General features: G+C 69.2%; 22 protein-coding genes. 3 read left to right on the top strand and 19 right to left on the bottom strand.

What is annotated here, in order from left to right:
- Positions 1–7: 7 nt before the first annotated feature.
- The 3 genes from zwf to pgl are packed head-to-tail and all read left to right on the top strand — an operon-like array spanning position 8 to position 3,278.
- Positions 8–1,549 carry a glucose-6-phosphate dehydrogenase gene (gene zwf, locus AB4079_RS05325; protein WP_441786242.1) on the top strand — a complete coding sequence of 514 codons (1,542 nt, stop codon included), beginning with the start codon at positions 8–10 and terminating at the stop codon, positions 1,547–1,549.
- A complete protein-coding gene (locus AB4079_RS05320; RefSeq protein ID WP_441786241.1) occupies positions 1,546–2,511 on the top strand; it encodes a glucose-6-phosphate dehydrogenase assembly protein OpcA in 966 nt (321 codons plus the stop codon). Before zwf ends, AB4079_RS05320 begins: the two co-directional genes overlap by 4 nt.
- Entirely contained in the window at positions 2,508–3,278 is a 771-nt protein-coding gene (gene pgl, locus AB4079_RS05315; RefSeq protein WP_441786240.1) for a 6-phosphogluconolactonase, read from the top strand. Before AB4079_RS05320 ends, pgl begins: the two co-directional genes overlap by 4 nt.
- Here pgl and AB4079_RS05310 read toward each other — a convergent pair.
- The 19 genes from AB4079_RS05310 to rpsA form a co-directional block, all read right to left on the bottom strand.
- Positions 3,259–3,693 carry a hypothetical protein gene (locus AB4079_RS05310; protein ID WP_441786239.1) on the bottom strand — a complete coding sequence of 145 codons (435 nt, stop codon included), beginning with the start codon at positions 3,691–3,693 and terminating at the stop codon, positions 3,259–3,261. The genes pgl and AB4079_RS05310 overlap by 20 nt on opposite strands.
- Before the next feature lie 113 nt (positions 3,694–3,806).
- Positions 3,807–4,172, bottom strand: a complete 366-nt coding sequence (locus tag AB4079_RS05305) for an RNA polymerase-binding protein RbpA (RefSeq protein ID WP_441786238.1) — start codon at positions 4,170–4,172, stop codon at positions 3,807–3,809.
- A 26-nt stretch (positions 4,173–4,198) separates the two neighbouring features.
- A complete protein-coding gene (gene secG, locus AB4079_RS05300; protein ID WP_018191139.1) occupies positions 4,199–4,444 on the bottom strand; it encodes a preprotein translocase subunit SecG in 246 nt (81 codons plus the stop codon).
- Positions 4,445–4,516: 72 nt separating this feature from the next.
- Positions 4,517–5,320 (bottom strand): triose-phosphate isomerase, encoded by an 804-nt coding sequence (gene tpiA / locus AB4079_RS05295; RefSeq protein ID WP_441786237.1) that lies wholly within the window; start codon positions 5,318–5,320, stop codon positions 4,517–4,519.
- Entirely contained in the window at positions 5,308–6,525 is a 1,218-nt protein-coding gene (locus AB4079_RS05290; RefSeq protein WP_441786236.1) for a phosphoglycerate kinase, read from the bottom strand. Before AB4079_RS05290 ends, tpiA begins: the two co-directional genes overlap by 13 nt.
- Positions 6,526–6,540: 15 nt before the next feature.
- Positions 6,541–7,545, bottom strand: coding sequence for a type I glyceraldehyde-3-phosphate dehydrogenase (gene gap, locus AB4079_RS05285; RefSeq protein WP_441786235.1), 1,005 nt, complete (start codon positions 7,543–7,545; stop codon positions 6,541–6,543).
- Between the two features lie 104 nt (positions 7,546–7,649).
- Positions 7,650–8,276, bottom strand: coding sequence for a superoxide dismutase (locus AB4079_RS05280; RefSeq protein ID WP_441786234.1), 627 nt, complete (start codon positions 8,274–8,276; stop codon positions 7,650–7,652).
- Positions 8,277–8,381: 105 nt separating this feature from the next.
- Positions 8,382–9,362, bottom strand: a complete 981-nt coding sequence (gene whiA / locus AB4079_RS05275; RefSeq protein WP_441786233.1) for a DNA-binding protein WhiA — start codon at positions 9,360–9,362, stop codon at positions 8,382–8,384.
- Positions 9,363–9,418: 56 nt separating this feature from the next.
- The gene (rapZ, locus tag AB4079_RS05270) at positions 9,419–10,318 is read right to left on the bottom strand and encodes an RNase adapter RapZ (RefSeq protein WP_441786232.1); all 900 of its coding nucleotides are present in this window, start codon (positions 10,316–10,318) and stop codon (positions 9,419–9,421) included.
- A gap of 36 nt (positions 10,319–10,354) precedes the next feature.
- A complete protein-coding gene (gene uvrC / locus AB4079_RS05265) occupies positions 10,355–12,421 on the bottom strand; it encodes an excinuclease ABC subunit UvrC (RefSeq protein WP_441786231.1) in 2,067 nt (688 codons plus the stop codon).
- Positions 12,422–12,429: 8 nt separating this feature from the next.
- Positions 12,430–15,297 (bottom strand): excinuclease ABC subunit UvrA, encoded by a 2,868-nt coding sequence (gene uvrA / locus AB4079_RS05260; protein WP_441786230.1) that lies wholly within the window; start codon positions 15,295–15,297, stop codon positions 12,430–12,432.
- Between the two features lie 275 nt (positions 15,298–15,572).
- Positions 15,573–16,094: a hypothetical protein gene (locus AB4079_RS05255; RefSeq protein ID WP_441786229.1), complete on the bottom strand. Its 522-nt coding sequence runs from the start codon at positions 16,092–16,094 to the stop codon at positions 15,573–15,575.
- Positions 16,091–17,410: a DUF58 domain-containing protein gene (locus tag AB4079_RS05250; protein ID WP_441786228.1), complete on the bottom strand. Its 1,320-nt coding sequence runs from the start codon at positions 17,408–17,410 to the stop codon at positions 16,091–16,093. Before AB4079_RS05250 ends, AB4079_RS05255 begins: the two co-directional genes overlap by 4 nt.
- On the bottom strand, positions 17,407–18,435 hold the full coding sequence (locus AB4079_RS05245; protein ID WP_441786227.1) for an AAA family ATPase: 1,029 nt from the start codon (positions 18,433–18,435) through the stop codon (positions 17,407–17,409). Before AB4079_RS05245 ends, AB4079_RS05250 begins: the two co-directional genes overlap by 4 nt.
- On the bottom strand, positions 18,425–19,102 hold the full coding sequence (locus AB4079_RS05240; RefSeq protein WP_441786226.1) for a hypothetical protein: 678 nt from the start codon (positions 19,100–19,102) through the stop codon (positions 18,425–18,427). The genes AB4079_RS05245 and AB4079_RS05240 overlap by 11 nt, the downstream gene beginning before the upstream one ends.
- Positions 19,099–19,857: a DUF4129 domain-containing protein gene (locus AB4079_RS05235; RefSeq protein WP_441786225.1), complete on the bottom strand. Its 759-nt coding sequence runs from the start codon at positions 19,855–19,857 to the stop codon at positions 19,099–19,101. Before AB4079_RS05235 ends, AB4079_RS05240 begins: the two co-directional genes overlap by 4 nt.
- A 110-nt stretch (positions 19,858–19,967) precedes the next feature.
- Positions 19,968–22,034 (bottom strand): excinuclease ABC subunit UvrB, encoded by a 2,067-nt coding sequence (gene uvrB / locus AB4079_RS05230; protein WP_441786224.1) that lies wholly within the window; start codon positions 22,032–22,034, stop codon positions 19,968–19,970.
- Between the two features lie 306 nt (positions 22,035–22,340).
- Entirely contained in the window at positions 22,341–22,943 is a 603-nt protein-coding gene (coaE, locus tag AB4079_RS05225; protein WP_441786223.1) for a dephospho-CoA kinase, read from the bottom strand.
- A 112-nt stretch (positions 22,944–23,055) separates the two neighbouring features.
- Positions 23,056–24,498 carry a 30S ribosomal protein S1 gene (rpsA, locus tag AB4079_RS05220; protein ID WP_441786222.1) on the bottom strand — a complete coding sequence of 481 codons (1,443 nt, stop codon included), beginning with the start codon at positions 24,496–24,498 and terminating at the stop codon, positions 23,056–23,058.

Here is a 24,498-nt window from a genome sequence, read left to right as displayed (position 1 = left end):
CAGTCACTTGTCACCGGTGGATATCACTCCGGAGTTCAACCCGCTGCGGTTGCCCTCCGACCGCCGTCTCAATCGCATCGCGGGGCCCAGCAGCCTCATCATCTTCGGAGTGACAGGCGACCTGTCGCGCAAGAAGCTGATGCCCGCGGTGTACGACCTCGCGAACCGCGGCCTCCTGCCGCCCGGGTTCTCCCTCGTCGGGTTCGCCCGGCGCGACTGGGAGGACCAGGACTTCGAGAAGGTCGTCTACGACGCGGTCAAGCAGTACGCCCGCACGCCGTTCGACGACGACGTGTGGAAGCAGCTGGCGCAGGGCATCCGCTTCGTGCCGGGAGAGTTCGACGACGACGACGCGTTCCAGCGTCTGAAGAAGACCGTCGAAGACCTGGACGTCGCACGCGGCACGATGGGAAACCACGCGTTCTACCTGTCCATCCCGCCGAAGGCCTTCCCGATCGTGACGGAGCAGCTCAAGCGCTCCGGCCTGGCCGACCAGTCCGGCGACGGCTGGCGGCGCGTCGTCATCGAGAAGCCGTTCGGGCACGACCTCCAGTCGGCGCGGGAGCTGAACGCCGTCGTCGAGACGGTGTTCCCGCCGGACTCGGTGTTCCGCATCGACCACTACCTCGGCAAAGAGACCGTCCAGAACATCCTGGCCCTGCGCTTCGCCAACGAGCTGTACGAGCCGATCTGGAACGCCAACTACGTCGACCACGTGCAGATCACCATGGCGGAAGACATCGGGGTGGGCGGCCGGGCCGGCTACTACGACGGCATCGGTGCTGCGCGCGACGTCATCCAGAACCACCTGCTGCAACTCCTCGCGCTCACCGCGATGGAGGAGCCGATCTCGTTCAACGCCGCGGACCTCCGTGCCGAGAAGGAGAAGGTGCTCGCCGCCGTCCGGCTGCCCAAGGACCTCTCCACGTCCACCGCCCGAGGCCAGTACGGCAACGGCTGGCAGGGCGGCGAGAAGGTCGTCGGGTTCCTCGAGGAGGACGGGATGAATCCCCAGTCCACGACGGAGACCTACGCGGCCATCAAGCTGGAGATCGGCACCCGCCGCTGGGCGGGAGTGCCCTTCTACCTGCGGGCCGGCAAGCGCCTGGGCCGCCGGGTCACCGAAATCGCGGTCGTCTTCAAGCGCGCGCCGCAGCAGCTCTTCGCGGAGTCGCAGACCAGCGCCCTCGGCCAGAACGCTCTCGTGATCCGCGTGCAGCCCGACGAGGGTGTGACCATCCGCTTCGGCTCGAAGGTCCCCGGCGCCGGCATGCAGGTGCGCGACGTGAGCATGGACTTCGGCTACGGCCACGCCTTCACCGAGGCCAGCCCCGAGGCGTACGAGCGGCTCATCCTGGATGTGCTGCTCGGCGACCCGCCGCTGTTCCCCCGCCACGAGGAGGTCGAGCTCTCCTGGAAGATCCTCGACCCGATCGAGGACTTCTGGGCCACGCAGGGCCAGCCCGAGCAGTACCGCCCCGGAACCTGGGGCCCGAAGTCGGCCGACGAGCTCCTCGCCCGTGACGGCCGCGTTTGGAGGCGTCCATGATCGTCGATCTTCCCGCGACGACCGTCAGCAACATCTCGAAGGCGCTCGTCAAGATCCGTGAGGAGGGAGGCGCCGTGGCCCTCGGCCGCGTCCTCACCCTCATCATCGCGACGCACCTCGGACAGGAGGAGGAGGCCATCGAGGCCGCCAACGACGCCTCCCGCGAGCACCCGATGCGCGTCATCGTGGTCTCGACCGAGGAGGACGGACCACGGAAGGGCGGCGAGGCCCGCCTCGACGCCCAGATCCGCGTGGGCGGGGATGCCGGGGCCAGCGAGGTCATCGTGCTCCGCGCCTACGGCGAGACCGCGAGCGACGAGGAAGGACTGGTCACCGGCCTGCTCCTGCCCGACGCTCCGGTCGTGGTCTGGTGGCCGGGCATCGCACCCGAGAGGGCGTCGAGCTCTCCCCTGGGCCGCATCGCGACCCGGCGGATCACCGACGCCTCCGCGCAGCCGAACCCGCAGGACTTCCTGTTCCACCTGGGGCAGACGTACGCCCCGGGTGACACGGACTTCGCCTGGACGCGCCTCACCCTGTGGCGTGCACAGCTGGCCGCGGTCCTCGACCAGCCGCCGTTCGAGCCGATCACCGGCGTCGACGTGGCGGGTGCTGCGGACTCCCCTTCCACCCTCCTTCTGGCCGCCTGGCTGCGCCTGCAGCTGCAGGTGCCGGTGCAGTACGACCTCGCCTCGCGCGCGATCGGCTCCGGCGGCATCCACGGCGTCAAGATGGAGCGCGGGTCCGGGGTGATCGAGCTCGCGCGCGAGATCCCCAACGTCGCCCACCTGTCCCAGCCGGGGCAGCCGTCGCACGACCTCTCGCTGCCACGCCGCAACCTCCGCGACTGCCTCGCGGAGGAACTGCGTAGGCTGGACCCGGACGACCTCTACGGAGAGGTGATCACGAAGGGTCTCGCACAGCTGGAGGCCTCTGACGAGGGAGCAGGCGCCAGGGTATGACGAACGAACGGCGGGTGCTCGTCCACCCGGACAAGGAGGCCGTGGCCGCGTCGGTGGCCGCGCGTTTCCTCACCAAGACGATCGACATCCTCGACGACCTGGGACGCGCCAACATCGCGCTGACCGGCGGAACGATGGGAATCGCGGTATTGGAGGCGGTCAACGCCTCCCCCGCCCGCGACACCATCGACTGGTCGAAGGTGCACTTCTGGTGGGGCGACGAGCGTTTCGTGCCGCGGGACGACCCGGACCGGAACGAGCTCCAGGCCCGCGAGGCTCTGCTGGACCACATCGCGGTGCCGCCGGAGAACGTGCATCCTTTCCCGTCTTCGGACGAGATCCCGGACATCGACGAGGCCGCGCGCGTCTACACGGCTGAGCTCGAGGCGTTCGGGACGGACGGCCTGCCGATCCCCAAGTTCGACATCATGTTCCTCGGGGTGGGGCCGGACGGCCACATCGCGTCGCTGTTCCCGGACCGGCCGGGCATCCGGGAGACCGAGCTCGCCGTGATCGCCGAGCGCGAGTCGCCCAAGCCGCCGCCGCAGCGGCTCAGCCTCACCCGTCCGGTGATCAACTCCTCGGACCGGATCTGGCTGGTGCTCTCGGGCACCGACAAGGCGAGCGCCCTCGGCCTCGCTCTCGCCGGCGCCAGCTACACCGAGGTTCCTGTGGCCGGAGCGAAGGGCCGCAAACGCACCGTGTTCTTCGTCGACAAGGATGCAGCGGTCGACGTGCCCGAGAACCTCATCGCTCCCAGCTACTGACCCGCTCCCGGAGCGCCGTCAGCCGTGCGCAGGGCGCACCGGTGAGTGGTCCGCGACTGCGGATCGCCAGCCGGTCGCGCCCTGCCTCGCTGATGTCGCGGTCGAACGCGTAAGTCAGCAGGTGCAGGTAGAAGCCGAGCAACCGCGACGTCTCGTCGCGCACCTCGGCGTCCCGCCCCGCGAGGTCGAGGTCGTCCACCCAGTGCTGGAGCTCGGCGAAGCCCACCCGCAGGCGCAGGTTGCGCCGCGCATCGGCAGCCGACGGCGGGGATCCGTCGGCGTTCCGGGTCAGCAGGCGCTCGGCCTCCTCCGCCGAGTCGACCGCTTGCCCCAGCAGCGCGAGCAGGCTGAGGCGGCCGACCTCGTCGGCGAGGGCACGCGGTACGCCCGCTCGGTCGTCGGCCGGTCCGCGCATCCCACACCTCCCTGCCAGGCAGTGTAGCCGTCGCGACGATTCGTGCCGAATGCCGGTGGGGCGAACGACGAAGGCCGCCCACCCGACTGGTGGACGGCCTCGCGACGGAATGCCTAGTTGGTGGTGGGACGACCTCGGCGGGCACGCAGCTGGTTGAGGGCGTCGTCGAGCAACTGCTCGGCCTCCTCCTCGCTGCGGCGCTCCTTGACGTACGCGAGGTGCGTCTTGTACGGCTCGGCCTTCGCCACCGACGGCGGGTTCTCCTTGTCGCGGCCGGCGGGCAGGCCCGTCGACGGCGAGTCGATGATGTCGGGGATCTCCTCCTCGGGGAGGTTCGCCGCAAAGTAGCGGACGGTCTCGTTACCGAGTGCGTCCCAGTACGAGATGGCGACGCGCTCGGCGTGGAAACCGCGGTCCTGCTCGCCCATGGGACCTGCGCCGACGCGCGAGCCGCGAATTGCACTGCCTCCGGAAGCCATGCTGTTCTCCTTCTACAGTGATGCGCTTACGCGCTGAACTTGGTGATCAGGCCGAGCACCACGATGCACGTGATCCAGATCAGACCGAGGATGACGGTGATCCGGTTGAGGTTGCGCTCGGCGACGCCTGACGCACCGAGGTTCGAGGTGACGCCGCCACCGAACATGTCGGAGAGACCGCCACCGCGACCCTTGTGCAGGAGGATGAGCAGCGTCAGCAGGAGGCTGGTGATGCCCAGCAGCACCTGCAGAACGACCTGGAGAATGAGCACAGGGAACCTTTCGGGAAAGCGTCCGGGCCGAGCCCGGGGAAAGCCAACGGCCAGTATACCGTGCGATGCCGGTTAGAGGCCGACGTGCTTCTGATAGCGGACGATCGCCGCGAACTCGGTCACGTCGAGGCTCGCCCCGCCGACGAGCGCGCCGTCGACGTTGGGCTCACGCATGAAGCCGGCGATGTTGCCCGACTTCACCGATCCTCCGTACAGGATGCGCGTCTTCGCTGCCACGTCATCGCCGAGCACCTCCGCGATCACCGCGCGGAGCGCCGCGCAGACCTGCTCGGCCTGCTCCGGCGTCGCCGCCTGGCCCGAGCCGATGGCCCAGACCGGCTCGTACGCCACCACGAAATCGGCGGCCGAGTCGACCTTCGCCAGCGCGCCACGCAGCTGCGCGACCGGGACGGCGCTCGCGCCGTGGACCTCGAGGTCTTCCGCCGTCTCGCCCACGCAGATGATCGGCGCGATGTTGTGCTTCAATGCTGCCGCGACCTTGCCCGCCACCTGCTCGTCGGTCTCCGCGTGCAGCGTGCGCCGCTCGGAGTGGCCGATGATCACGTACCGCGACTCCAGCGCCTCGAGGAAGGCCGCAGAGACCTCACCCGTGTAGGCGCCGGACTCGTGCTCCGAGACATCCTGACCGCCGAAGGCGAGCGGGAGCTTGTCGGCCGAGATCAGCGTCTGCACACTGCGCAGGTCGGTGAACGGCGGAAAGACCGCCACCTCCACCGCGGAGAAGTCGTGGCTCGCATCCTTCAGCGTCCACGCCAGCTTCTGCACGAACGCGATCGCCTGGAGGTGGTCCAGGTTCATCTTCCAGTTGCCGGCGATGAGCGGCACGCGCCGCACCGCGGGGTTCACTGCTGCCATCCGAGGACCTCCAGTCCGGGGAGTCGCTTGCCTTCGAGGAACTCGAGGCTGGCGCCTCCGCCCGTCGAGATGTGACCGAATTGGTCGTCACGGAAGCCGAGAGCGCGGACGGCCGCGGCGGAGTCGCCGCCGCCGACGACGCTCAGGCCGTCGACCTCCGTCAGCGCCTGGGCGACCGCCTTCGTGCCGGCGGCGAACGGTGCGAGTTCGAACACGCCCATCGGACCGTTCCAGAACACCGTGCGTGACCGGCGGATGTACTCGGAGAACAGCTCGGAGGTCTCCGGGCCGATGTCGAGCCCGAGGCCCTTGTCGCCCCACTCCGTGTCCTCGATGGCGTCGATCGGGCGCACCGCGTGCTCCGCGTCGGCGCCGAACTTCGAGGCGACCACCACGTCGCGCGGGAGCACGATCTCGACACCGAGCTCCTCGGCCTTCGCCAGGTAGCCCTTCACCGTGTCGATCTGGTCCGCCTCCAGCAGGCTCGAACCGACCGTGAGACCCTTGGCCGCGAGGAAGGTGAACAGCATCCCGCCGCCGATCAGCAGCGCATTCACCTTGGGCAGCAGGTGCCCGATGACGCCCAGCTTGTCGGAGACCTTCGAGCCGCCGAGGACGACCGCGTACGGTCGCTGGGGGTTCTCGGTCAGCCGGTCGAGCACCTCGAGCTCGGCCTGGATGAGCGTGCCGGCCGCGCTCGGCAGCAGCTGCGCGAGCTCGTAGACGCTCGCCTGCTTGCGGTGGACCACGCCGAAGCCGTCGGATACGAACGCGTCGCCGAACGCGGCGAGCTTCTCGGCGAAGACCTTCCGCTCGGCGTCGTCCTTCGCGGTCTCCCCCGGGTTGAACCGGAGGTTCTCCAGCAGGGCGACGTCGCCGTTCTTCAGGCCGTCGACGGCTTCCTTCGCGCCACCGCCCACGGTGTCTCGCGCGAAGGTCACCGGCGCGCCCAGCAGCTCGGAGAGCCGCTGGGCGACCGGCGCCAGGCTGTACTTGGCATCGGGCGCGCCATCGGGGCGGCCCAAGTGGGAGATCACGACCACCTTCGCGCCCTGATTGATCAGAGCGTTCAGGGTGGGAATCGACGCTCGCACACGACCGTCGTCCGTGATCCTCGCGCCCTCGAGGGGCACATTGAGGTCACAGCGGACGACGACACGCTTGCCGGCGAGCGAACCGAGTGAGTCGAGAGTGCGGAGCGTCACGTCGGTTCCCTGTCGTTAGAGGCGCTCGGCCACGTACTCGGTCAGGTCGACCAGACGGTTGGAGTAGCCCCACTCGTTGTCGTACCAGCTCGAGAGCTTGACCTGGTCGCCGAGGACGCGCAGCAGACCCGAGTCGAAGATCGACGAGTGCGGGTCGGACACGATGTCGCTGGAGACGATCTCGTCCTCGGTGTACTTCAGGATGCCCTTGAGGGGACCCTCGGCGGCCTTCTTGTAGGCGGCCTTGATCTCGTCGACCGTGACCGGACGCGATGCGGTGACCGTGAGGTCGGTGATCGAGCCGGTGGGCACCGGGACGCGGAGCGCGAAGCCGTCGAGCTTGCCCTTCAGCTCCGGGAGGACCAGGCCGATGGCCTTCGCGGCACCGGTCGACGTCGGCACGATGTTGATCGCGGCGGCGCGGGCGCGGCGGAGGTCGGAGTGCGGGCCGTCCTGCAGGTTCTGGTCGGCGGTGTAGGCGTGGACCGTGGTCATCAGACCGCGCTCGATGCCGAACTCGTCGTTGAACACCTTGGCGAGCGGCGCGAGGCAGTTCGTGGTGCAGGAGGCGTTGGAGATGATGTTGTGCGACGCCGGGTCGTACAGGTGCTCGTTGACACCCATCACGAACGTGGCGTCCTCACCGGTGGCCGGGGCCGAGATGATGACCTTCTTGGCGCCCGCCTCGATGTGCTTGCGGGCGTCGTCGGCCTTGGTGAAGCGTCCGGTCGACTCGATGACGACGTCGACACCCAGGTCGCCCCAGCCGAGGTTGGCGGGGTCGCGCTCGGCGAGCACCTTGATCGGCTTGCCGTTGACGACGATGTTGTCGCCGTCGAGCTCGACGGTGGCGTCCAGACGGCCCGTGATGGAGTCGTACTTGAGCAGGTGCGCGAGCGTCTTGTTGTCGGTGAGGTCGTTCACCGCGACGATCTCGAGGTCGCTGCCCTTCGCGAGGGCGGCGCGCAGGTAGTTACGACCAATGCGACCGAACCCGTTGATTCCGATCTTTACGGACACAGATGTCTCCAGTTACTCGATGGGCGCCGCAGGGCGCACTTTGGTGGGTGGTTGTTGCGGACGTCGAGCGTCCCGGGAGGCTCCCTCCCGGGACGCCATCCTGGTTACGACAGTAGCAGCAGACCCGCGGTCTTCTCGCGCGTCCGGATGAAGCGGTCGTTCACGTCGGACCAGTTGGTGATGTTCCAGAACGCCTTGACGTAGTCGGCCTTCACGTTGACGTAGTCGAGGTAGAAGGCGTGCTCCCACATGTCGAGCATCAGCAGCGGCACGGTTGCAGCGGCGAGGTTGCCCTGGTGGTCGTAGAGCTGCTCGATGATGAGCTTCTGGCCCAGGGAGTCCCAGGCGAGGATCGACCAGCCGGAGCCCTGGATGCCGAGCGCCGACGCCGTGAAGTGGGCGCGGAACTTGTCGAACGAGCCGAAGAACTCGTCGATCGCGGCCGCCAGCTCGCCGACCGGCTTGTCGCCGCCGTCCGGGGACAGGTTGTTCCAGAACACGGTGTGGTTGACGTGGCCGGCGAGGTTGAAGGCCAGGTCCTTCTGCAGCTTGTTGACGTACGTCAGGTCGTCGGCGTCGCGGGCCTCCGAGAGCTTCGCCAGGGCGGTGTTGGCCCCGTCGACGTAGGTCTTGTGGTGCTTGTCGTGGTGCAGCTCCATGATCCGGCCGCTGATATTCGGCTCGAGAGCCGAGTAGTCGTACGGAAGGTCCGGCAGGGTGTAGTCAGCCATTACTCATCTCCACTGTTGTTGTGATTCGAGCGACTCATCGAGTCTCTTCAAGAGCAACCCGAGCGGCCCGCGGATGCTTCCGCCGGCCACAGTCCCGAGTCGAAACTACACCTCGTCCAGATCGGCGGGGAGGTTCGCGTCCGTGCCCGGGATGCCGAGGTCGCTCGCCCGCTTGTCCGCCATCGCGAGGAGGCGGCGGATGCGGCCGGCGACCGCGTCCTTGGTCATCGGCGGGTCTGCGTGGTGGCCAAGCTCGTCCAGGCTTGCGTCACGGTGCGCCAGGCGCAGCTCGCCCGCGTACTGGAGGTGCTTGGGCACCTCGGGCCCGAGGATCTCGAGGGCGCGCTGAACGCGCGAGCAGGCGGCGACGGCCGCCTGGGCCGAGCGGCGCAGATTGGCGTCGTCGAAATTGACGAGGCGGTTGGCATTCGCACGCACCTCGCGGCGCTGGCGCAGCTCCTCCCAGTTGGTGACGGTCAGCACGGCCCCCATCGCGACCAGCATCGCGCTGATCGCCTCGCCGTCGCGGATCACCACGCGGTGAACGCCGCGCACCTCGCGCGCTTTCGACGAGATACCGAGCCGACCGGCTGCTCCGACGAGGGCCATGGCGGCCTCGTTGCCGGGGCAGGTCACCTCGAGCGCTGCCGAGCGGCCCGGGTCGGTGAGCGACCCGCTGGCGAGGAACGCGCCGCGCCAGACGGCGGCCAGCTCTTCGCGGGAGCCGGTGGTCAGGCGGTTCGGGAGACCGCGGATCGGGCGGCGACGCGCATCCAGAAGCCCGGTCTGCCGTGCCAGCGTCTCGCCGCCGTCGAGGACGCGCACGAGGTACTGGCTGGTGCGCCGCAGTCCCGATGCGGAGATCACCGACACATCGCTGCGGACCCCGTAGAGCTCGGCGAGGTCTTTCCGCACGCGCCGCGCGAGTTCGGGCGTGTCCAGTTCGCTCTCCACCGCGATCCGCCCGCCGATCAGGTGCAGACCGCCCGAGAACCGGAGGATGGTGGCCAGTTCTGCTGCGCGCGCCGTGGTCTTGCTGACCTCGACCTTCGTGAGCTCGTCCTTGACGTCGGAGGTGAGAGCCAATCGGATTCCTTACTGTCTCAAGGCGGGGGTGGTGCCGTGGATGGGGTGGGCCGGGATCATTCACGGCCGAGGTCGCGGTGCTTGGTGTTCACCGCCAGACCAGGGAAACTACGCAACCGTGCCGCGAGCTCTTCCGCAATCGCGACGGACCGGTGCTTTCCGCCAGTGCAGCCTATCGCGATCAGAGCGTGCCGTTTGTTCTCTCGCTGGTAGCCGGCCATGATCGGCCGCAGCGCCGACACGTAGCCCTCGATGAACTCATCGGCACCGTTCTGCTCGAGGACGAAGTCGCGGACGACCTCATCGAGGCCGGTGTGCGGGCGCAATTCGGGGTTCCAGAAGGGGTTCGGGAGGAAGCGCGCGTCGGCCACCATGTCGGCGTCCGCGGGCAGTCCGTACTTGAACCCGAAGCTCATGACGGTGACCTGGACGCCGGCAGCGTCCTCCGCGGCGAAGGTGTCGGTGATGTTGGTGGCCAGCTGGTGGATGTTGAGGTCAGTGGTGTCGACGATGATGTCGGCCGCCTCCCGGATCTCCCGCAGACGGGCGCGTTCGGCGGAGATGCCGTCGAGGATCGTGCCGTCGCCCTGCAGTGGATGCGGCCGGCGTACCTGCTCGAAGCGGCGCACGAGCACCGCATCCGACGCCTCCAGGAAGAGCACCCGCACCTTCGTGCCCTCGCGCAGGCTGTGGATCATCTCCCGAAGGTCGGAGAAGAAGTTGCGTCCCCGGACGTCGACCACCGCTGCGATGCGCGGCAGGCCCGACTCGGCACGGTTTGCCAGCTCGACCAGCGGGCGCAGCATCTGCGGCGGGAGGTTGTCGACGACGTACCAGTCGAGGTCCTCGAGCGCGTTTGCGACCGTCGAGCGGCCGGCGCCAGACATGCCGGTGACGATGAGCACTTCCTGCTGCTGTTGCTGGGCGTCTGCGACTGTGTCGCCGTCGGTGGCCATCGACCGGTCTCCTCCGCTGCCTGGTGTGCACCCAGCCTAGCGACTGGTGCGGGCCGCTTGGCCGTCTTCGGCCCGCACATCGGCGCGATCGCCGTCGCCCCGGGCGCTCTCGGCCAACCGCTCGAACACCGCGGTGGCGGTCCGCGGGCCGACGCCGCGCACCTCAGCGATCTGCTCGGGTGTCGCTTTGCGCAGCTGGGCGACCGAACCGAAGTGCTTCAGCAGCTCCTTCACCCGCGACGGCCCGAGGCCCGGGATCTCGCCAAGCACGGTGCCGATGTCGCGCTTGCGCCTGGCGCGCTGGTAGGTGATCGCGAACCGGTGGGCCTCGTCGCGGAGGCGCTGGATGAGGAACAGCGCATCGCTGTTCCGCGGCAGGATCACCGGGAAATCGGAGTCCGGCAGCCAGATCTCCTCCAGCCGCTTGGCGATCCCCGCGAGCTGGATGCCGGTGACGCCCGACTCGTCGAGCGCGCGCTTGGCCGCGGCGACCTGCGGCTGACCGCCGTCGACGATCAGGAGGTTCGGCGGGTACGAGAACTTGCGGCGGCGGCGTTCGGCCGCCTCCTCGACGACCTCGTCGGCACCCGCGGCGCCCTCGGCGTCGAGTGCGGTGTCCTCCTCGGCCCGGTCGGCCTCGGTCTCGACCTGCTCCGACTCGGCCCGGCTGCCGTCCGCAGGCGCGTCCTTCAGGTACGCCAGCCGACGGGAGATCACCTGGTAGATCGACTCGGTGTCGTCGGTGGACTCGGGGATGCTGAACCGGCGGTAGTGGTCCTTCCGCGGGAGGCCGTCCTCGAACACCACCATCGACGCGACGATGTTCGTGCCGCTGAGGTGCGAGACGTCGTAGCACTCCATCCGCAGCGGGGCGTCGTCCATGCCGAGTGCGTCCTGGATATCGTTGAGCGCCTTGGAGCGGGCGACGAAGTCGGAGCTGCGGCGCGTCTTGTAGAGGATGAGCGCGTTCTTCGCGTTCATCGAGACGGTCTGCGCGAGGGCGGCCTTCTCGCCGCGTTGAGCGGTCTTCAGCTCGACGCGGCCGGTGTGCCGCCCGCGTGCGGCGGACGGGTCCGGGGTCTCGCGGCGGCGCTGCGTGAGCCACAGCTCCAGCTCGGCCGTGTCGTCGGGAAGCTCCGGGACGATGATCTCGCGCGGCGGCGCATCCGGCCCGTCGTAAGCGTTCTGCACCACGGTCTCGACCAGCTCGCCGAGCTCGACGTCGAGTTCTTTGTCGACGACCCAGCTGCGGACACCGCGGACGCGTCCGCCACGCACGATGAACTGCGTCACCGCTGCGGCGAGCTCGTCGTGCGCGATGCCGAACACGTCGGCGTCGACGCTCTCGGTCAGCACCACCGCGCTCTTGCCGAGCACCCCCTCGAGGGCCTGGATGGCGTCCCGGTGACGCGCAGCGGACTCGTAGTCCAGGGTGCTCGCGGCCTGCTTCATCTTGTCGTTCAGGTCGCGCAGGTAGCCGCTGTCGTTCCCCGCCATGAACGAGGCGAAGTCGATCGCCAGCGACTTGTGGTCCTCGGGCGTGATCCGGCCGACGCAGGGCGCCGCGCACTTGCCGATGTCGCCGAGCAGGCACGGCCGGCCGGTCAGTTCGGCGCGGCGGTAGACGCCGTCCGAGCAGCTCCGCATCGGGAACGCCTTGAGCATCAAGTCGACGGTCTCGCGGATCGCCCAGACCTTCGTGTACGGCCCGAAGTAGCGCGCATCCTTGATGTTGCGGTTGCGGGTGATCATCACCCGCGGGATGCGGTCGCCTAGCGTCACCGCGAGGTACGGGTACGTCTTGTCGTCGCGGAACTTGACGTTGAAGGGCGGGTTGAACTCCTTGATCCAGGTGTACTCGAGCTGGAGCGCCTCGTACTCGGTGCCCACCACCGTCCACTCGACGCCGGCCGCGGTCGTGACCATGCGGCGGGTGCGCTCGTGGAGGCTGCGCAGCGGCTGGAAGTAGTTGCTCAGCCGCGCGCGCAGGTTCTTCGCCTTGCCCACGTAGAGGACGCGCCGGTTCTTGTCCCGGAACCGGTACACGCCCGGCTGCGTCGGGATCTCGCCGGCTTTCGGCCGGTAGCTGACGGTGTCTGCCACGGTGCGCCTTACGCGGCGCCCCGGGCGGACTCGCCCTGCAGGATCTCCTTGAGGAAGAAGCCGGTGTGGCTCCCCGGCGTCTCGGCGACGCGCTCCGGTGTCCCAGTCGCGATGACCTCGCCGCCGCCTGCTCCGCCCTCCGGCCCCATGTCGATGATCCAGTCGGCCGACTTGATCACATCGAGGTTGTGCTCGATGACGATGACCGTGTTGCCCTTGTCGAGGAGGCCGTTGAGCACCAGCAGGAGTTTGCGGACGTCCTCGAAGTGCAGACCGGTCGTCGGCTCGTCGAGCACGTACACGCTGCGGCCGTTGGAGCGACGCTGCAGTTCGGTCGCGAGCTTGACGCGCTGCGCCTCGCCGCCGGAAAGCGTCGTCGCGCTCTGTCCCAAGCGGACGTACCCGAGCCCGACGTCGACCAGCGTCTGCAGGAACCGGTGGATGGCGGAGATCGGACGGAAGAACTCCGCCGCCTCGCTGATCGGCATGTCCAGCACCTCGGCGATGTTCTTGCCCTTGTAGTGGACGGACAGGGTGTCGCGGTTGTACCGCGCTCCCCCGCACACCTCGCAGGCGACGTACACGTCGGGCAGGAAGTTCATCTCGATCTTGATCGTGCCGTCGCCCGAGCACGCCTCGCAGCGTCCGCCCTTGACGTTGAAGCTGAACCGGCCGGGCAGGTAGCCCCGCACCTTCGCTTCGGCCGTCTCGGAGAACAGTGTGCGGATGCGGTCGAACACACCCGTGTACGTCGCCGGGTTGGAGCGCGGGGTGCGGCCGATCGGCGCCTGGTCGACGTGCACGACCTTGTCGAGGTTCTCGAGCCCGGTCACCGTCCGGTGCTTTCCCGGCACCTTGCGGGCACCGTTGAGCTTGTTGGCCATCACCCGGTAGAGGATGTCGTTCACGAGCGACGACTTGCCCGAGCCCGAGACCCCGGTCACCGCGACGAAGGTGCCGAGCGGGAAGTCGACCGTCACCTTCTTCAGGTTGTTGGCCTCCGCATCCACGACCCTGATCATGCGCTTCTTGTCGATCTTGCGGCGCTTCGCCGGGATCGCGATCTCGCGGCGGCCGGCGAGGTAGTCGCCGGTCAGCGAGTCGGTGTTCTTCAGCAGCTGGTCGTACGAGCCCGAGTGGACCACGTGGCCGCCGTTCACGCCGGCGCCCGGCCCGATGTCGACGATCCAGTCGGCCGTGCGGATGGTGTCCTCGTCGTGCTCGACGACGATGAGCGTGTTGCCGAGGTCGCGCAGTGCGACGAGCGTGTCGATCAGGCGCCGGTTGTCGCGCTGGTGCAGGCCGATGCTCGGCTCGTCGAGCACGTACAGCACGCCGGTCAGGCCGGAGCCGATCTGGGTCGCGAGGCGGATGCGCTGCGCTTCACCGCCGGACAGCGAGCCGGCGGCACGGGCGAGGTCGAGGTAGCTCAGCCCCACCTGGATGAGGAAGTCGAGGCGCACCTTGATCTCGCGCAGGACCTGCGCGCCGATCTTCTGCTCGCGCTCGGTCAGGTGCAGGGTCTCCATGAACTTCCGGGCGTCGCTCAGGCTCAGCTGCGAGGCGTCGGCGATGCTCGCGCCGTGCACCAGCACGGCCAGCACCTCCGGCTTGAGCCGCTTTCCGCCGCAGACCGGGCACGGCACCTCGCGGAGATACTCCGCCCAGCGGGCGCGCTGAGTGTCCGTCTCTGCCTGCAAATACTGGCGTTCGATGTAGGGCACGACGCCCTCGAAGCCGGATGTGTAGGACATCTCGCGGCCGTAGCGGTTCTTCCACTTGACCTTGACCTCGAAGTTGTCGCCGTGCAGAACCGCGTCCTTCACGTCGTCCGGCAGCTTCCTCCACGGGGTCGTGAGCGAGAACTTCAGATCGCGCGCCAGACCGTCGAGCAGCTTCTCGTAGTAGTTGAAGAGGCCCTTGCCCTGCGTGGTCCACGGCACGATGACGCCCTCGGCGATACTCAGCGAGTCGTCGCCGAGCAGCAGCTCGTCATCCACCGACATGCGCGTGCCGAGGCCGGAGCACTCGGGGCACGCGCCGAAGGGAGCATTGAACGAGAAGGTCCGCGGCTCGATCTCGGTGAGCTGGATCGGGTGGCCGTTCGGGCAGGAGAGCTTCTCGCTGAAGTTCTGCCACGCGGCAGCGCCCTCGCGGTCGACGTAGTTGACCTGCACCAGGCCGTCGGTCAGCCGCAGCGCGGTCTCCAGGGAGTCGGTCAGGCGGCCCAGGATGTCGGGGCCGGCGACGAGGCGGTCGATGACGACCGAGATGTCGTGCTTGTACTGCTTCTTCAGCGTGGGAGCGTCGGACAGCTGCACCTGCTCGCCGTCGACCAGCGCACGCGAGTAGCCGCTCGCGGCCAGCTCCTTGAAGAGGTCGACGAACTCGCCCTTCTTCTGCGAGACGACGGGGCTGACCACCATGTAGCGGGTGCCCGTCTCCAGTTCCATCAGCTGGTCGGCGATCTGCTGGACGGTCTGGCGCTGGATGCGCTCACCGCAGATCGGGCAGTGCGGCACGCCGATGCGCGCCCACAGCAGACGCATGTAGTCGTAGATCTCGGTGATCGTTCCGACCGTCGAGCGCGGGTTGCGGTTGGTCGACTTCTGGTCGATGGAGACCGCCGGGCTCAGCCCCTCGATGAAGTCGACATCCGGACGGTCCACCTGGCCGAGGAACTGACGGGCGTACGCGGACAGCGACTCGACATAGCGCCGCTGACCCTCCGCGAAGATGGTGTCGAACGCGAGCGACGACTTGCCCGATCCGGACAGACCGGTGAAGACCACCATGGAGTCGCGCGGGATCTCGAGGTCGACGTTGTGGAGGTTGTGCACGCGTGCCCCGCGCACGCTGAGGTGCGACCCCGTCACTCTGCTGATGTTCCCCGACGTAATGCTCCCGGATTCCCCGTACGCTCGATCGTTGTTCACTCGCCCGCTGCTCACTCGCTCTATTCTCCGCCATCCATGCTGTGATTTCGGGGGCTGTTCGCCCACCGCGCACCGCGCCCGTCACGTCGAACGTGTGTTCGATTCTAGCGGGACCGATGCCCGCCCGCTGCACTTCTCCGCCGCAGGCGCGAGTCTAGGCGGGACCACCGACATTGGTACCCCACCGCCATCGACCGCCTGGCTGCGCGACGGATTCAGCGGCGAGGACCACGCAGCAGCGGCGGCACCAGCATCCCGACCAGCGCCGCCACCGCGAGCCCGGACACGATCGCCAGCGCCGGGATGGACGCGCGCGACGACGGCAGCAGGATCACCGCAGCCGCCACCTGGACCGGTACCTGAACCGCCACGAAACGCCGCAGCGACGGCAGCAGCACAGCCGGTTGCAGGCGCGCGGCCGGCGGCACCGCGAGCATCCATGCTCCGACCAGGTGCAGCGCGTGCACGCCCGCGATCAGCGCGATCAAGCGTGGGGTCAGGGTGCCCGGCTCGACCAGCGATGACAGCACAAGCACCCCCATCAGTACCCACGCGGTCAGCCACCGCGGGCGCCAGACGGCGACCCCCACGAGCAGAGACGCGATGGCGGTCCACGGCCCCTCCGGGACTCCGACGAGCAGGAGAGGGAACGCGATGACGGCGAACAGTGCGCGCAGCGACCAGCCCGGGAGCGTCCGCGTGCCGATGTCCGGCCCCGCACCCGCATCCGCACTCATCGACGCCGCCTCCCCGCCGTCAGCGCGCGCAGCCCCGCCTCGCGCGCCGCCGCGTCCTCCCACGGGAGCATTTCGACACCGCCGGCCTGCAGCTGCTGGAGGCGGAGCCGCCGTTCCAGCTCGATCGTGCGCAAAGCCAGCCGCTCGCGGGATGTGAGGTCACGGGCGTCCCGCGCGGGCAGCACATCCACAGCGATCACCCGGTGGCCCGCCGAGCGCCAGGTCAGCGCCAGGGTCGACGGCTGGTCGTCGAGGAAGGTGGACAGCACGTAGACGATCGAGCCGGGCGACAGCCGCGGTGAGCGGACCCGCTGGAACGTCGTCCCGGTCGCGGTCGTCAGTTCGATCTCGCGCAGCATCCGCTCCCGGTGCCTGGCTCCGGCGCGCGGGGGCAGCACGCGGCGGGACTCCCCCAGGTCGTCGAACCCGACCCGATCCCCATCGGCCGCGTACGCGAACGCCAGAGACGATGCCGCCTCCCGTGCCAGATCGAGCGACGAGATCGCGGGCCGGGGAAAGGCACGCGACCAGTCGGCGACGATCGCGCTCAGGTCGTCGCGGGCATCCACCACCAGATGCACCGCGGCATCGGAGGTCGCGGTGGTCCGGCGCACATACAACTCCCCCGTCCGGCCCGCGCGCGCCGTCGCCCGCCAGTCGATGCGCCGCAGACGATCGCCGGGATGGAACAGGTCGATGTCGCGGAACTCCCCTCCGTCGCCGGGCCGCGTCGAGATGTGCTGTCCGGTGAGTCCGAGCAGCCGCGCCGGGAGCGGGAGGCTCCGCACCGGCGCGCGCCGGGGCCGGACCACCCGTTCGACGGACACCTCGTCGCCCGGAGTGCCGACCCAGGCGGCGTCCGGGCCGATCGCGCGGGCTGCGACGGCGGCCACGCGCTGCCGGCCCGAATGCACCACGGGCACCTCACCGGAGATCGCGGCGGCGGTGCGCGGGGTGAGGACCGCATCCACCGGTGCCGACCCGCCGAGACTCAGCCGGAGCTGCAAGGCATCGGGATGCTGGGAGGCGTCCGAGCGGATGCTGACCGCCAACGCGGTGGAACCGTCCGCGGCCGGGTGCGCCGCACCTTCGGAGTCGACAGACGCGTGGACGACGATATCGTCGCCCGCCGAGCCTCGGCGGGGTCGCCGGTCCCACCCGATCGCGGCGGTCAGCAGCAGCGGGGCGCCGACGAGGGCCGGCTCGACGCGCGTCATCACGAAGGAGGCGATAACGGCGACGACGCCCACCACCACGGCACCCGCGAGCGCCGGACTGAGCGTCCAGCCGGTCCGCGTCTCGGTGCGCGTGCTCATGCTCCCGGCGCCTGCGCCCGCTGGGCCGCGCCCACCGCGGGCGGACCGGCCACCGTGTTGACCACTTCCATCACCACCTGCTCGGCGCGGACGCCGCTCGTCCACGCCTGCACCGTCAGCGTAAGGCGGTGCGCGAGCACGGGAACGGCGACCGACTTCACGTCGTCCGGGATGACGAAGTCGCGTCCGTCCAGCACGGCAAGCGCACGCGCCACCAGGAGCAGCCCTTGCGACCCGCGCGGCGACGCACCCACCTCCACCGACCGGTGGTGCCGGGTCGCTGCGGCCAGCCGCACGCAGTACGCGACGACGTCCGGGTCGACGTCGACGGCCTCGACACCGGCCTGCATCGCCGCGAGCGTCGCCGCGTCGATGACCGGTTCGATCGTCGCGACCTCATGTCGCCGTGCCACCCGGGCGAGCAGGACGCGCGACTCCCCCGCCTCATCCGGATAGCCGACGCTCAGCCGGACCATGAACCGGTCGAGCTGCGCCTCGGGCAGGGCGTATGTGCCCTCCGACTCGATCGGGTTCGCGGTCGCCACGACGTGGAAGGGCGTCGGGAGCGGGAAGCTGCGGCCCTCGACCGACACCTGGCCCTCCGCCATCGCCTCCAGCAGAGCCGACTGCGTCTTGGGCGAGGTGCGGTTGATCTCGTCCGCGAGGAACAGTCCGGTAAAGACGGGTCCCGGGCGGAACTCGAACTCCGCCGTGCTGGGCACGTAGACGAACGAGCCGGTGATGTCGGACGGGAGAAGGTCCGGCGTGCACTGCAGCCGACGGAAGTCGAGCCCGACGGCCGCGGCGATGCTTCGGGCGGCCAGCGTCTTGCCGAGGCCGGGGACGTCCTCGAACAGCACATGGCCGCCCGCGAGGATCGTCGCGAACGCGACGCGGAGCGGCTCGCGCATCCCGACAACGACACTGCTCACCCGCTCGAGGACGTCGGTGCCGAGGCGCGCAACCTCCGGGATCGGGAGCGGCGCGGCGGACGGGGTCTGCGGGATGGCGGGGTCAGCGGGCACGGGGCGGCTCCTGGTCGGTCGGTGCGGGTGAGGCGGATGCTGGTTGGCCGGATGTCGGCGCGGCGGAGGTCGGTTCGCTGGAGGTCGTCGCGGGTGAGGCGGATGCTGGTTCGCCGGATGTCGGCGCGGCTGCGGTCGGTTCGCTGGAGGTCGTCGCGGCGGAGGGCGGCGCGGAGCCGTCCGCGGGGCCAAGTGCCTCGAGTCGGGCGAGCGCCCGGGCCACGGCCGCTGTTCGTGGTGGCGTGACCCCGGAGCCGCGGCGCAGCAACGCCAGCGTCTCCTCGCCGAGCACCCGTTCGAGCTCGTCGTCGGCGGCGCGGTCCTCCAGCTCGAGCCCGTGCGCCCGCAGCGCCCGTTCAGCCACCACCCGGAGCCGGCGGACCCCCTCCGGCGACGCGCGACCGCCGCGTGCGCCGAGCGACCAGCCCAGCTGCACGATGTCGCGCCGTGCGCCGGGCCGGAGCTCCGGGGCGGGAACCGCCCAGGCGATGTCCACCGCCTCGCCGAGGGCGGACAGGCATGCAGCCAGCGCGAAAGCTGCTGCTCCCAGCCCGACGGCGTGCGCCGCGTCCATCCCGAGGTACCAGGCCGTCACGCCGAGCGCGATCCCCAGCACGCCGCTCAGGATGAGTCTCCGCAGCATCCGCGGCGGCAACCGGCGGGTCATGGGCGCGCCCCGAACCGGTCGGCGGAGGTCGAGGGGTGGCTGCGCGTCGGCGGCGCGTCCCAGGAGGCGCGCAACACGTCGACGGCGCGACGTGCGTTCTCCACGTCTTCCGTGGTGACCGGAGCGCTGCTGAAGCGCGCACGGACATAGAGCCCGAGGAAGCGCTGGGCCGCGTCGCGGTCGGCGGCCACGCGGGCGACGACCCGCGCCGCGAACTCAGCGGGCGTCTCGGCGGGCAGACGACGGACGCCGGAGTCCGCCGCACCCTCCTCCAGGCCCACCCAGGCCCGCTCGATGGCGTCGCGCGGCTCACGCGGCTCGGACAGCTCGGCGGAGGCGCGGTCGAGGCCTCGACGCACGTGCTCCGGTTCCGGCTCGTGCTGTGTGTCCCGCGGGGCGTCCGACACGTCGGCTGCGGACACCTCGACGAGCGGCGGCAGCTCGGGCGCCGCCTGGCGGCGGCGCCGCAGCCGCCACAGCAGGGCGAGGGCGATGACCACAGCGAGCACGATGAGGGCGACCAGCAGCCAGGAGAGGTCGATTCGGATCTCGCGGTACTGCTGTTGCGGCTCGGGGCTTCCGGTCACCGCGGGTTCCGGCTGGCCGGTGACCGTGGGCCCGGGAGGCAGCAGCACGCGCGGTCCGGTGAACTGGGGCGCGCCCTGGTACGCGAGCGCGAACACCGCGAGGCCGACCAGCACAGCGCACACCACAAGGGTGGTCACACGCCGTCGTCCCGTCGTCCTCGAAGCCACCCTGCCACCGTAACGCGCCAGCCCCGCTGGCGCCGCTGCACGGCTGCCGCGCCGCCAGGCCGCTGCCGCGCCGCCAGGCCGCTGCCGCGCCGACCCTTTCGGCTGGCCGGTCAGCCCAGGTGGCCGGCCTTCTCCATCTGTCGCAGGTCGCGCTTGAGGTCCGACAACTCGTCGCGAAGGCGCGCCGCGAGCTCGAACTTCAGTTCGCCGGCCGCCGCCAGCATCTGCTGGTTGAGGTCGGCGATGAGGCCTTCGAGTTCAGCCGCGCCCTGTGCGGCGATCCCGCCGCTGCGGAGGTTCGGCGTCGGGCTCTTCCGCTTCTGGTCGCGGCCCGCCAGCATCCGCGCCGTGTCGGCCTCCTCGCGGGCGAGGATGTCGGTGATGTCGGCGATGCGCTTCCGCAACGGCTGCGGGTCGATGCCGTTGACGCGGTTGTACTCGATCTGCCGGTCACGGCGACGCTCGGTCTCCTCGATGGCGTTCTTCATCGAGTCCGTGAGCACGTCGGCGTACATGTGCACCTGGCCGGAGACGTTTCGCGCCGCACGACCGATCGTCTGGACGAGCGAGGTCGATGACCGCAGGAAGCCTTCCTTGTCGGCGTCCAGGATCGCGACCAGCGACACCTCCGGCAGGTCGAGCCCCTCACGCAGCAGGTTGATGCCGACCAGTACGTCGTAGACGCCTGCGCGCAGTTCTGTCAGCAGCTCGACGCGGCGTAGCGTGTCGACATCGGAGTGGAGGTAGCGCACCCGCACTCCGGCTTCCGCCAGGAAGGCGGTCAGCTCTTCGGCCATCTTCTTGGTCAGGGTGGTGACCAGCACGCGCTCGTCGCGCTCGACGCGGAGGCGGATCTCTTCGAGGAGGTCGTCGATCTGGCCCTTCGTCGGCTTCACGACGATCTCGGGGTCGACCAGACCGGTCGGGCGGATGATCTGCTCGACCACGCCGTCTGCGATTCCCATTTCGTATTTGCCCGGGGTGGCCGACAGGTAGACCGTCTGCCCGACGCGATCTTTGAACTCGTTCCACTTGAGCGGACGGTTGTCGAGCGCGCTCGGGAGCCGGAACCCGTGCTCCACCAGGGTGCGCTTGCGGGAGGCGTCGCCCTCGTACATCGCGCCGATCTGCGGCACGGTCACATGCGACTCGTCGATCACCACGAGGAAGTCGTCGGGGAAGTAGTCGAGCAGGCAGTTCGGGGCCTCGCCCGGTCGCCGGCCGTCGATGTGCCGCGAGTAGTTCTCGATGCCCGAGCAGAACCCGATCTGCTCCATCATCTCCAGGTCGAACTGGGTACGCATCCGCAACCGCTGCGCTTCGAGCAGCTTGCCCTCGCGCTCCAGTTCCTGGAGCCGCTCCCCCAGCTCTTCCTGGATCGTGACGATGGCCCGCTGCATCGTGGCCGGGCTCGCCGCGTAGTGCGTCGCAGGAAAGACCGAAACGGCGTCCATCTTCGTGACCACGTTGCCGGTCAGCGGGTGCAGCGAGTACAGGGCCTCGATCTCGTCGCCGAACAACTCGATCCGGATCGCGTTCTCTTCGTAGACCGGGATGATCTCGATCGTGTCGCCGCGCACCCGGAACTTGCCGCGCGAGAAGTCGACGTCGTTGCGCTCGTACTGCATGTTGACGAAGCGCCGGATGAGCGCGTCGCGGCCGACCTGCTGACCGACCTGGAGCGCCACCATCGCCTCCAGGTACTCCTCCGCCGCACCGAGACCGTAGATGCAGGAGACGGTGGACACGACGACGACGTCGCGCCGGCTGAGCAGCGAGTTCGTCGTCGAGTGCCGCAGCCGCTCGACCTCCGCGTTGATCGAGGAGTCCTTCTCGATGAACGTATCGGTCTGCGGCACGTACGCCTCGGGCTGGTAGTAGTCGTAGTACGAGACGAAGTACTCGACCGCATTGTTCGGCATGAGTTCGCGGAACTCGGTCGCAAGCTGGGCGGCGAGCGTCTTGTTGTGCGCGAGCACCAGGGTCGGACGCTGGACCTGCTCGATCAGCCACGCCGTCGTCGCCGACTTACCGGTACCGGTCGCACCCAGCAGCACGACATCCGTCTCGCCGGCATTGATGCGCCCCGCCAGTTCGGCGATCGCCTGCGGCTGGTCACCGCTCGGCGAGTATTCGCTGACGACCTCGAAGGGGCGGACGGCGCGCGTGGGAAGCATGCCTCCAGTCTAGGAAGGACCACTGACACTGCTGCAGCCTCTCGCTCACAGCGGAACGACCGGTGTGACAGTGGCAATGACAGTGGCAGTGACAGTGCCAGTGGCGGAGGAATCCCCGAACGGTCCGGTCACCCTCTCCTCCGCTTCCCGCGTCTCGGGTCGCTGTCGGCCAGATCTCCTCCCTTTCCGCTCGGGAGGGAGACGGAGGAGTTCAGCCTCGACAGTCCACGAGAAGCGGCCAACGGAGGAATCAGCGGCGGGACGAGCCCCAGCGTCCTCCTTTCGGCGCAACCGGTGCGACCGCGCTCAGGAGCGGCCGCGCAACTCCGTCCAGAGCGCATCCACCTGGTCGAGGGTGTGCGCGAGCGTGCCGCCCGTCTCGATCACCACATCGGCGACGGCCAGCCGCTCGTCGTCGGTGGCCTGCGAACGGATGCGGCGCTCGGCCTCGGCGGCATCCATCCCGCGCAGTTCCACCAGCCGTTGAACGCGTGTAGCGGCGTCCGCGTGTGCCACCACCACCCGGTCGAACGGGTACTCGTTGGCCGACTCGACGAGCAGCGGGACGTCGTAGACGACGATCGCGTCCGGGTCGGCGGCGCCCGCGGCCGCGAAGCGCGCGGTCGATTCGGCCAGGACGGCCGGGTGGGTGATGCCGTTCAGCGCCTGCAGCGCCTCCGGGTCGCCGAAGACAATCGCCCCGAGGGCGGGCCGGTCGAGGGTGCCGTCCGCGGCGATCACGCCCGGACCGAAGCGCCGTGCGATCTCCGCCAGCCCCGGGGTGCCCGGCGCGACGACCTCGCGGGCGATCCGGTCGGCGTCCACGACGACCGCGCCGTGCGACGCGAGGCGGGAGGCGATGGTCGATTTTCCGGAGGCGATCCCGCCGGTGAGTCCGATCAGCTGCACCCGCCCAGCCTAGCCGCCGGGCACGGCCCGGCCACCGGCGCCCGCAGGCGAGAGCCCGGTAACGACGAAACGGCCGGCCCCGAAGGGCCGGCCGTTCCTGGAGAGAGGATGCTCAGTTGTTGGAGCTGAGCTTCTCACGCAGAGCCGCGAGCGACTCGTCGTCGGCGAGGGTCCCGCCGTTGGCGGTCTCGGACGAGAAGGTGGACGAGCCGGTGTCGGCCGCAGCCTCTTCGAGGCCCTTCGCGACCTGACGCTTGTGCGCCTCCCAGCGCGCCTGGGCGGCAGCGTACTGCTGCTCCCACTCCTCGCGCTGCGACTCGAAGCCTTCCTTCCACTCGTTGGTCTCCGCGTCGAAGCCCTCCGGGTACTTGTAGTTGCCCTGGTCGTCGTACTCGGTGACCATGCCGTAGAGCGCCGGGTCGAACTCGGTGCCCTCGGGGTCGACGCCCTCGTTCGCCTGCTTCAGCGAGAGCGAGATGCGGCGACGCTCCAGGTCGATGTCGATGACCTTGACGAACACCTCGTCGCCCACCGAGACGACCTGCTCGGCCAGCTCGACGTGCTTGCCCGACAGCTCCGAGATGTGCACGAGGCCCTCGATGCCGTCCGCGACGCGGACGAACGCACCGAACGGGACGAGCTTGGTGACCTTGCCCGGCGCGACCTGACCGATCGCGTGGGTGCGGGCGAAGACCTGCCACGGGTCTTCCTGAGTCGCCTTCAGCGACAGGGAGACGCGCTCGCGGTCGAGGTCGACCTCGAGGATCTCGACGGTGACCTCCTGGCCCACCTCGACGACCTCGGAGGCGTGCTCGATGTGCTTCCACGACAGCTCCGACACGTGGACGAGACCGTCGACGCCGCCGAGGTCGACGAACGCACCGAAGTTGACGATCGACGAGACGACGCCCTTGCGGACCTGGCCCTTGTGCAGGTTGTTGAGGAACGTGGTGCGCGACTCGGACTGGGTCTGCTCCAGCAGCGCGCGGCGCGAGAGCACCACGTTGTTGCGGTTCTTGTCGAGCTCGAGGATCTTGGCCTCGATCTCCTGACCCAGGTACGGGGTGAGGTCGCGGACACGGCGCAGCTCGATGAGCGACGCGGGCAGGAAGCCGCGCAGGCCGATGTCGACGATCAGGCCGCCCTTGACGACCTCGATGACCGTACCGGTGACGACGCCGTCGGCCTCCTTGATCTTCTCCACGTCGCCCCACGCGCGCTCGTACTGCGCACGCTTCTTGGACAGGATGAGACGACCCTCTTTGTCCTCCTTCTGGAGAACGAGGGCCTCGACGGTGTCGCCGACCTCGACGACCTCGGTGGGGTCGACGTCGTGCTTGATGGAGAGTTCGCGCGAGGGGATGACACCCTCGGTCTTGTAACCGACGTCGAGGAGGACCTCGTCGCGGTCGATCTTGACGACGGTGCCTTCGATCAGGTCTCCGTCGTTGAAGAACTTCAGCGTCTTTTCGACCGCGGCAAGAAAGTCTTCAGCAGATCCGATGTCGTTGACGGCGACCTGCTTGGGTGCCTTGTCGGTCGTTGCGGTTGTCAT

This window comes from Leifsonia sp. 2MCAF36 (assembly GCF_052115525.1).
GTDB lineage: Bacteria > Actinomycetota > Actinomycetes > Actinomycetales > Microbacteriaceae > Leifsonia.
This window is presented reverse-complemented; position numbering and strand designations above follow the sequence as displayed.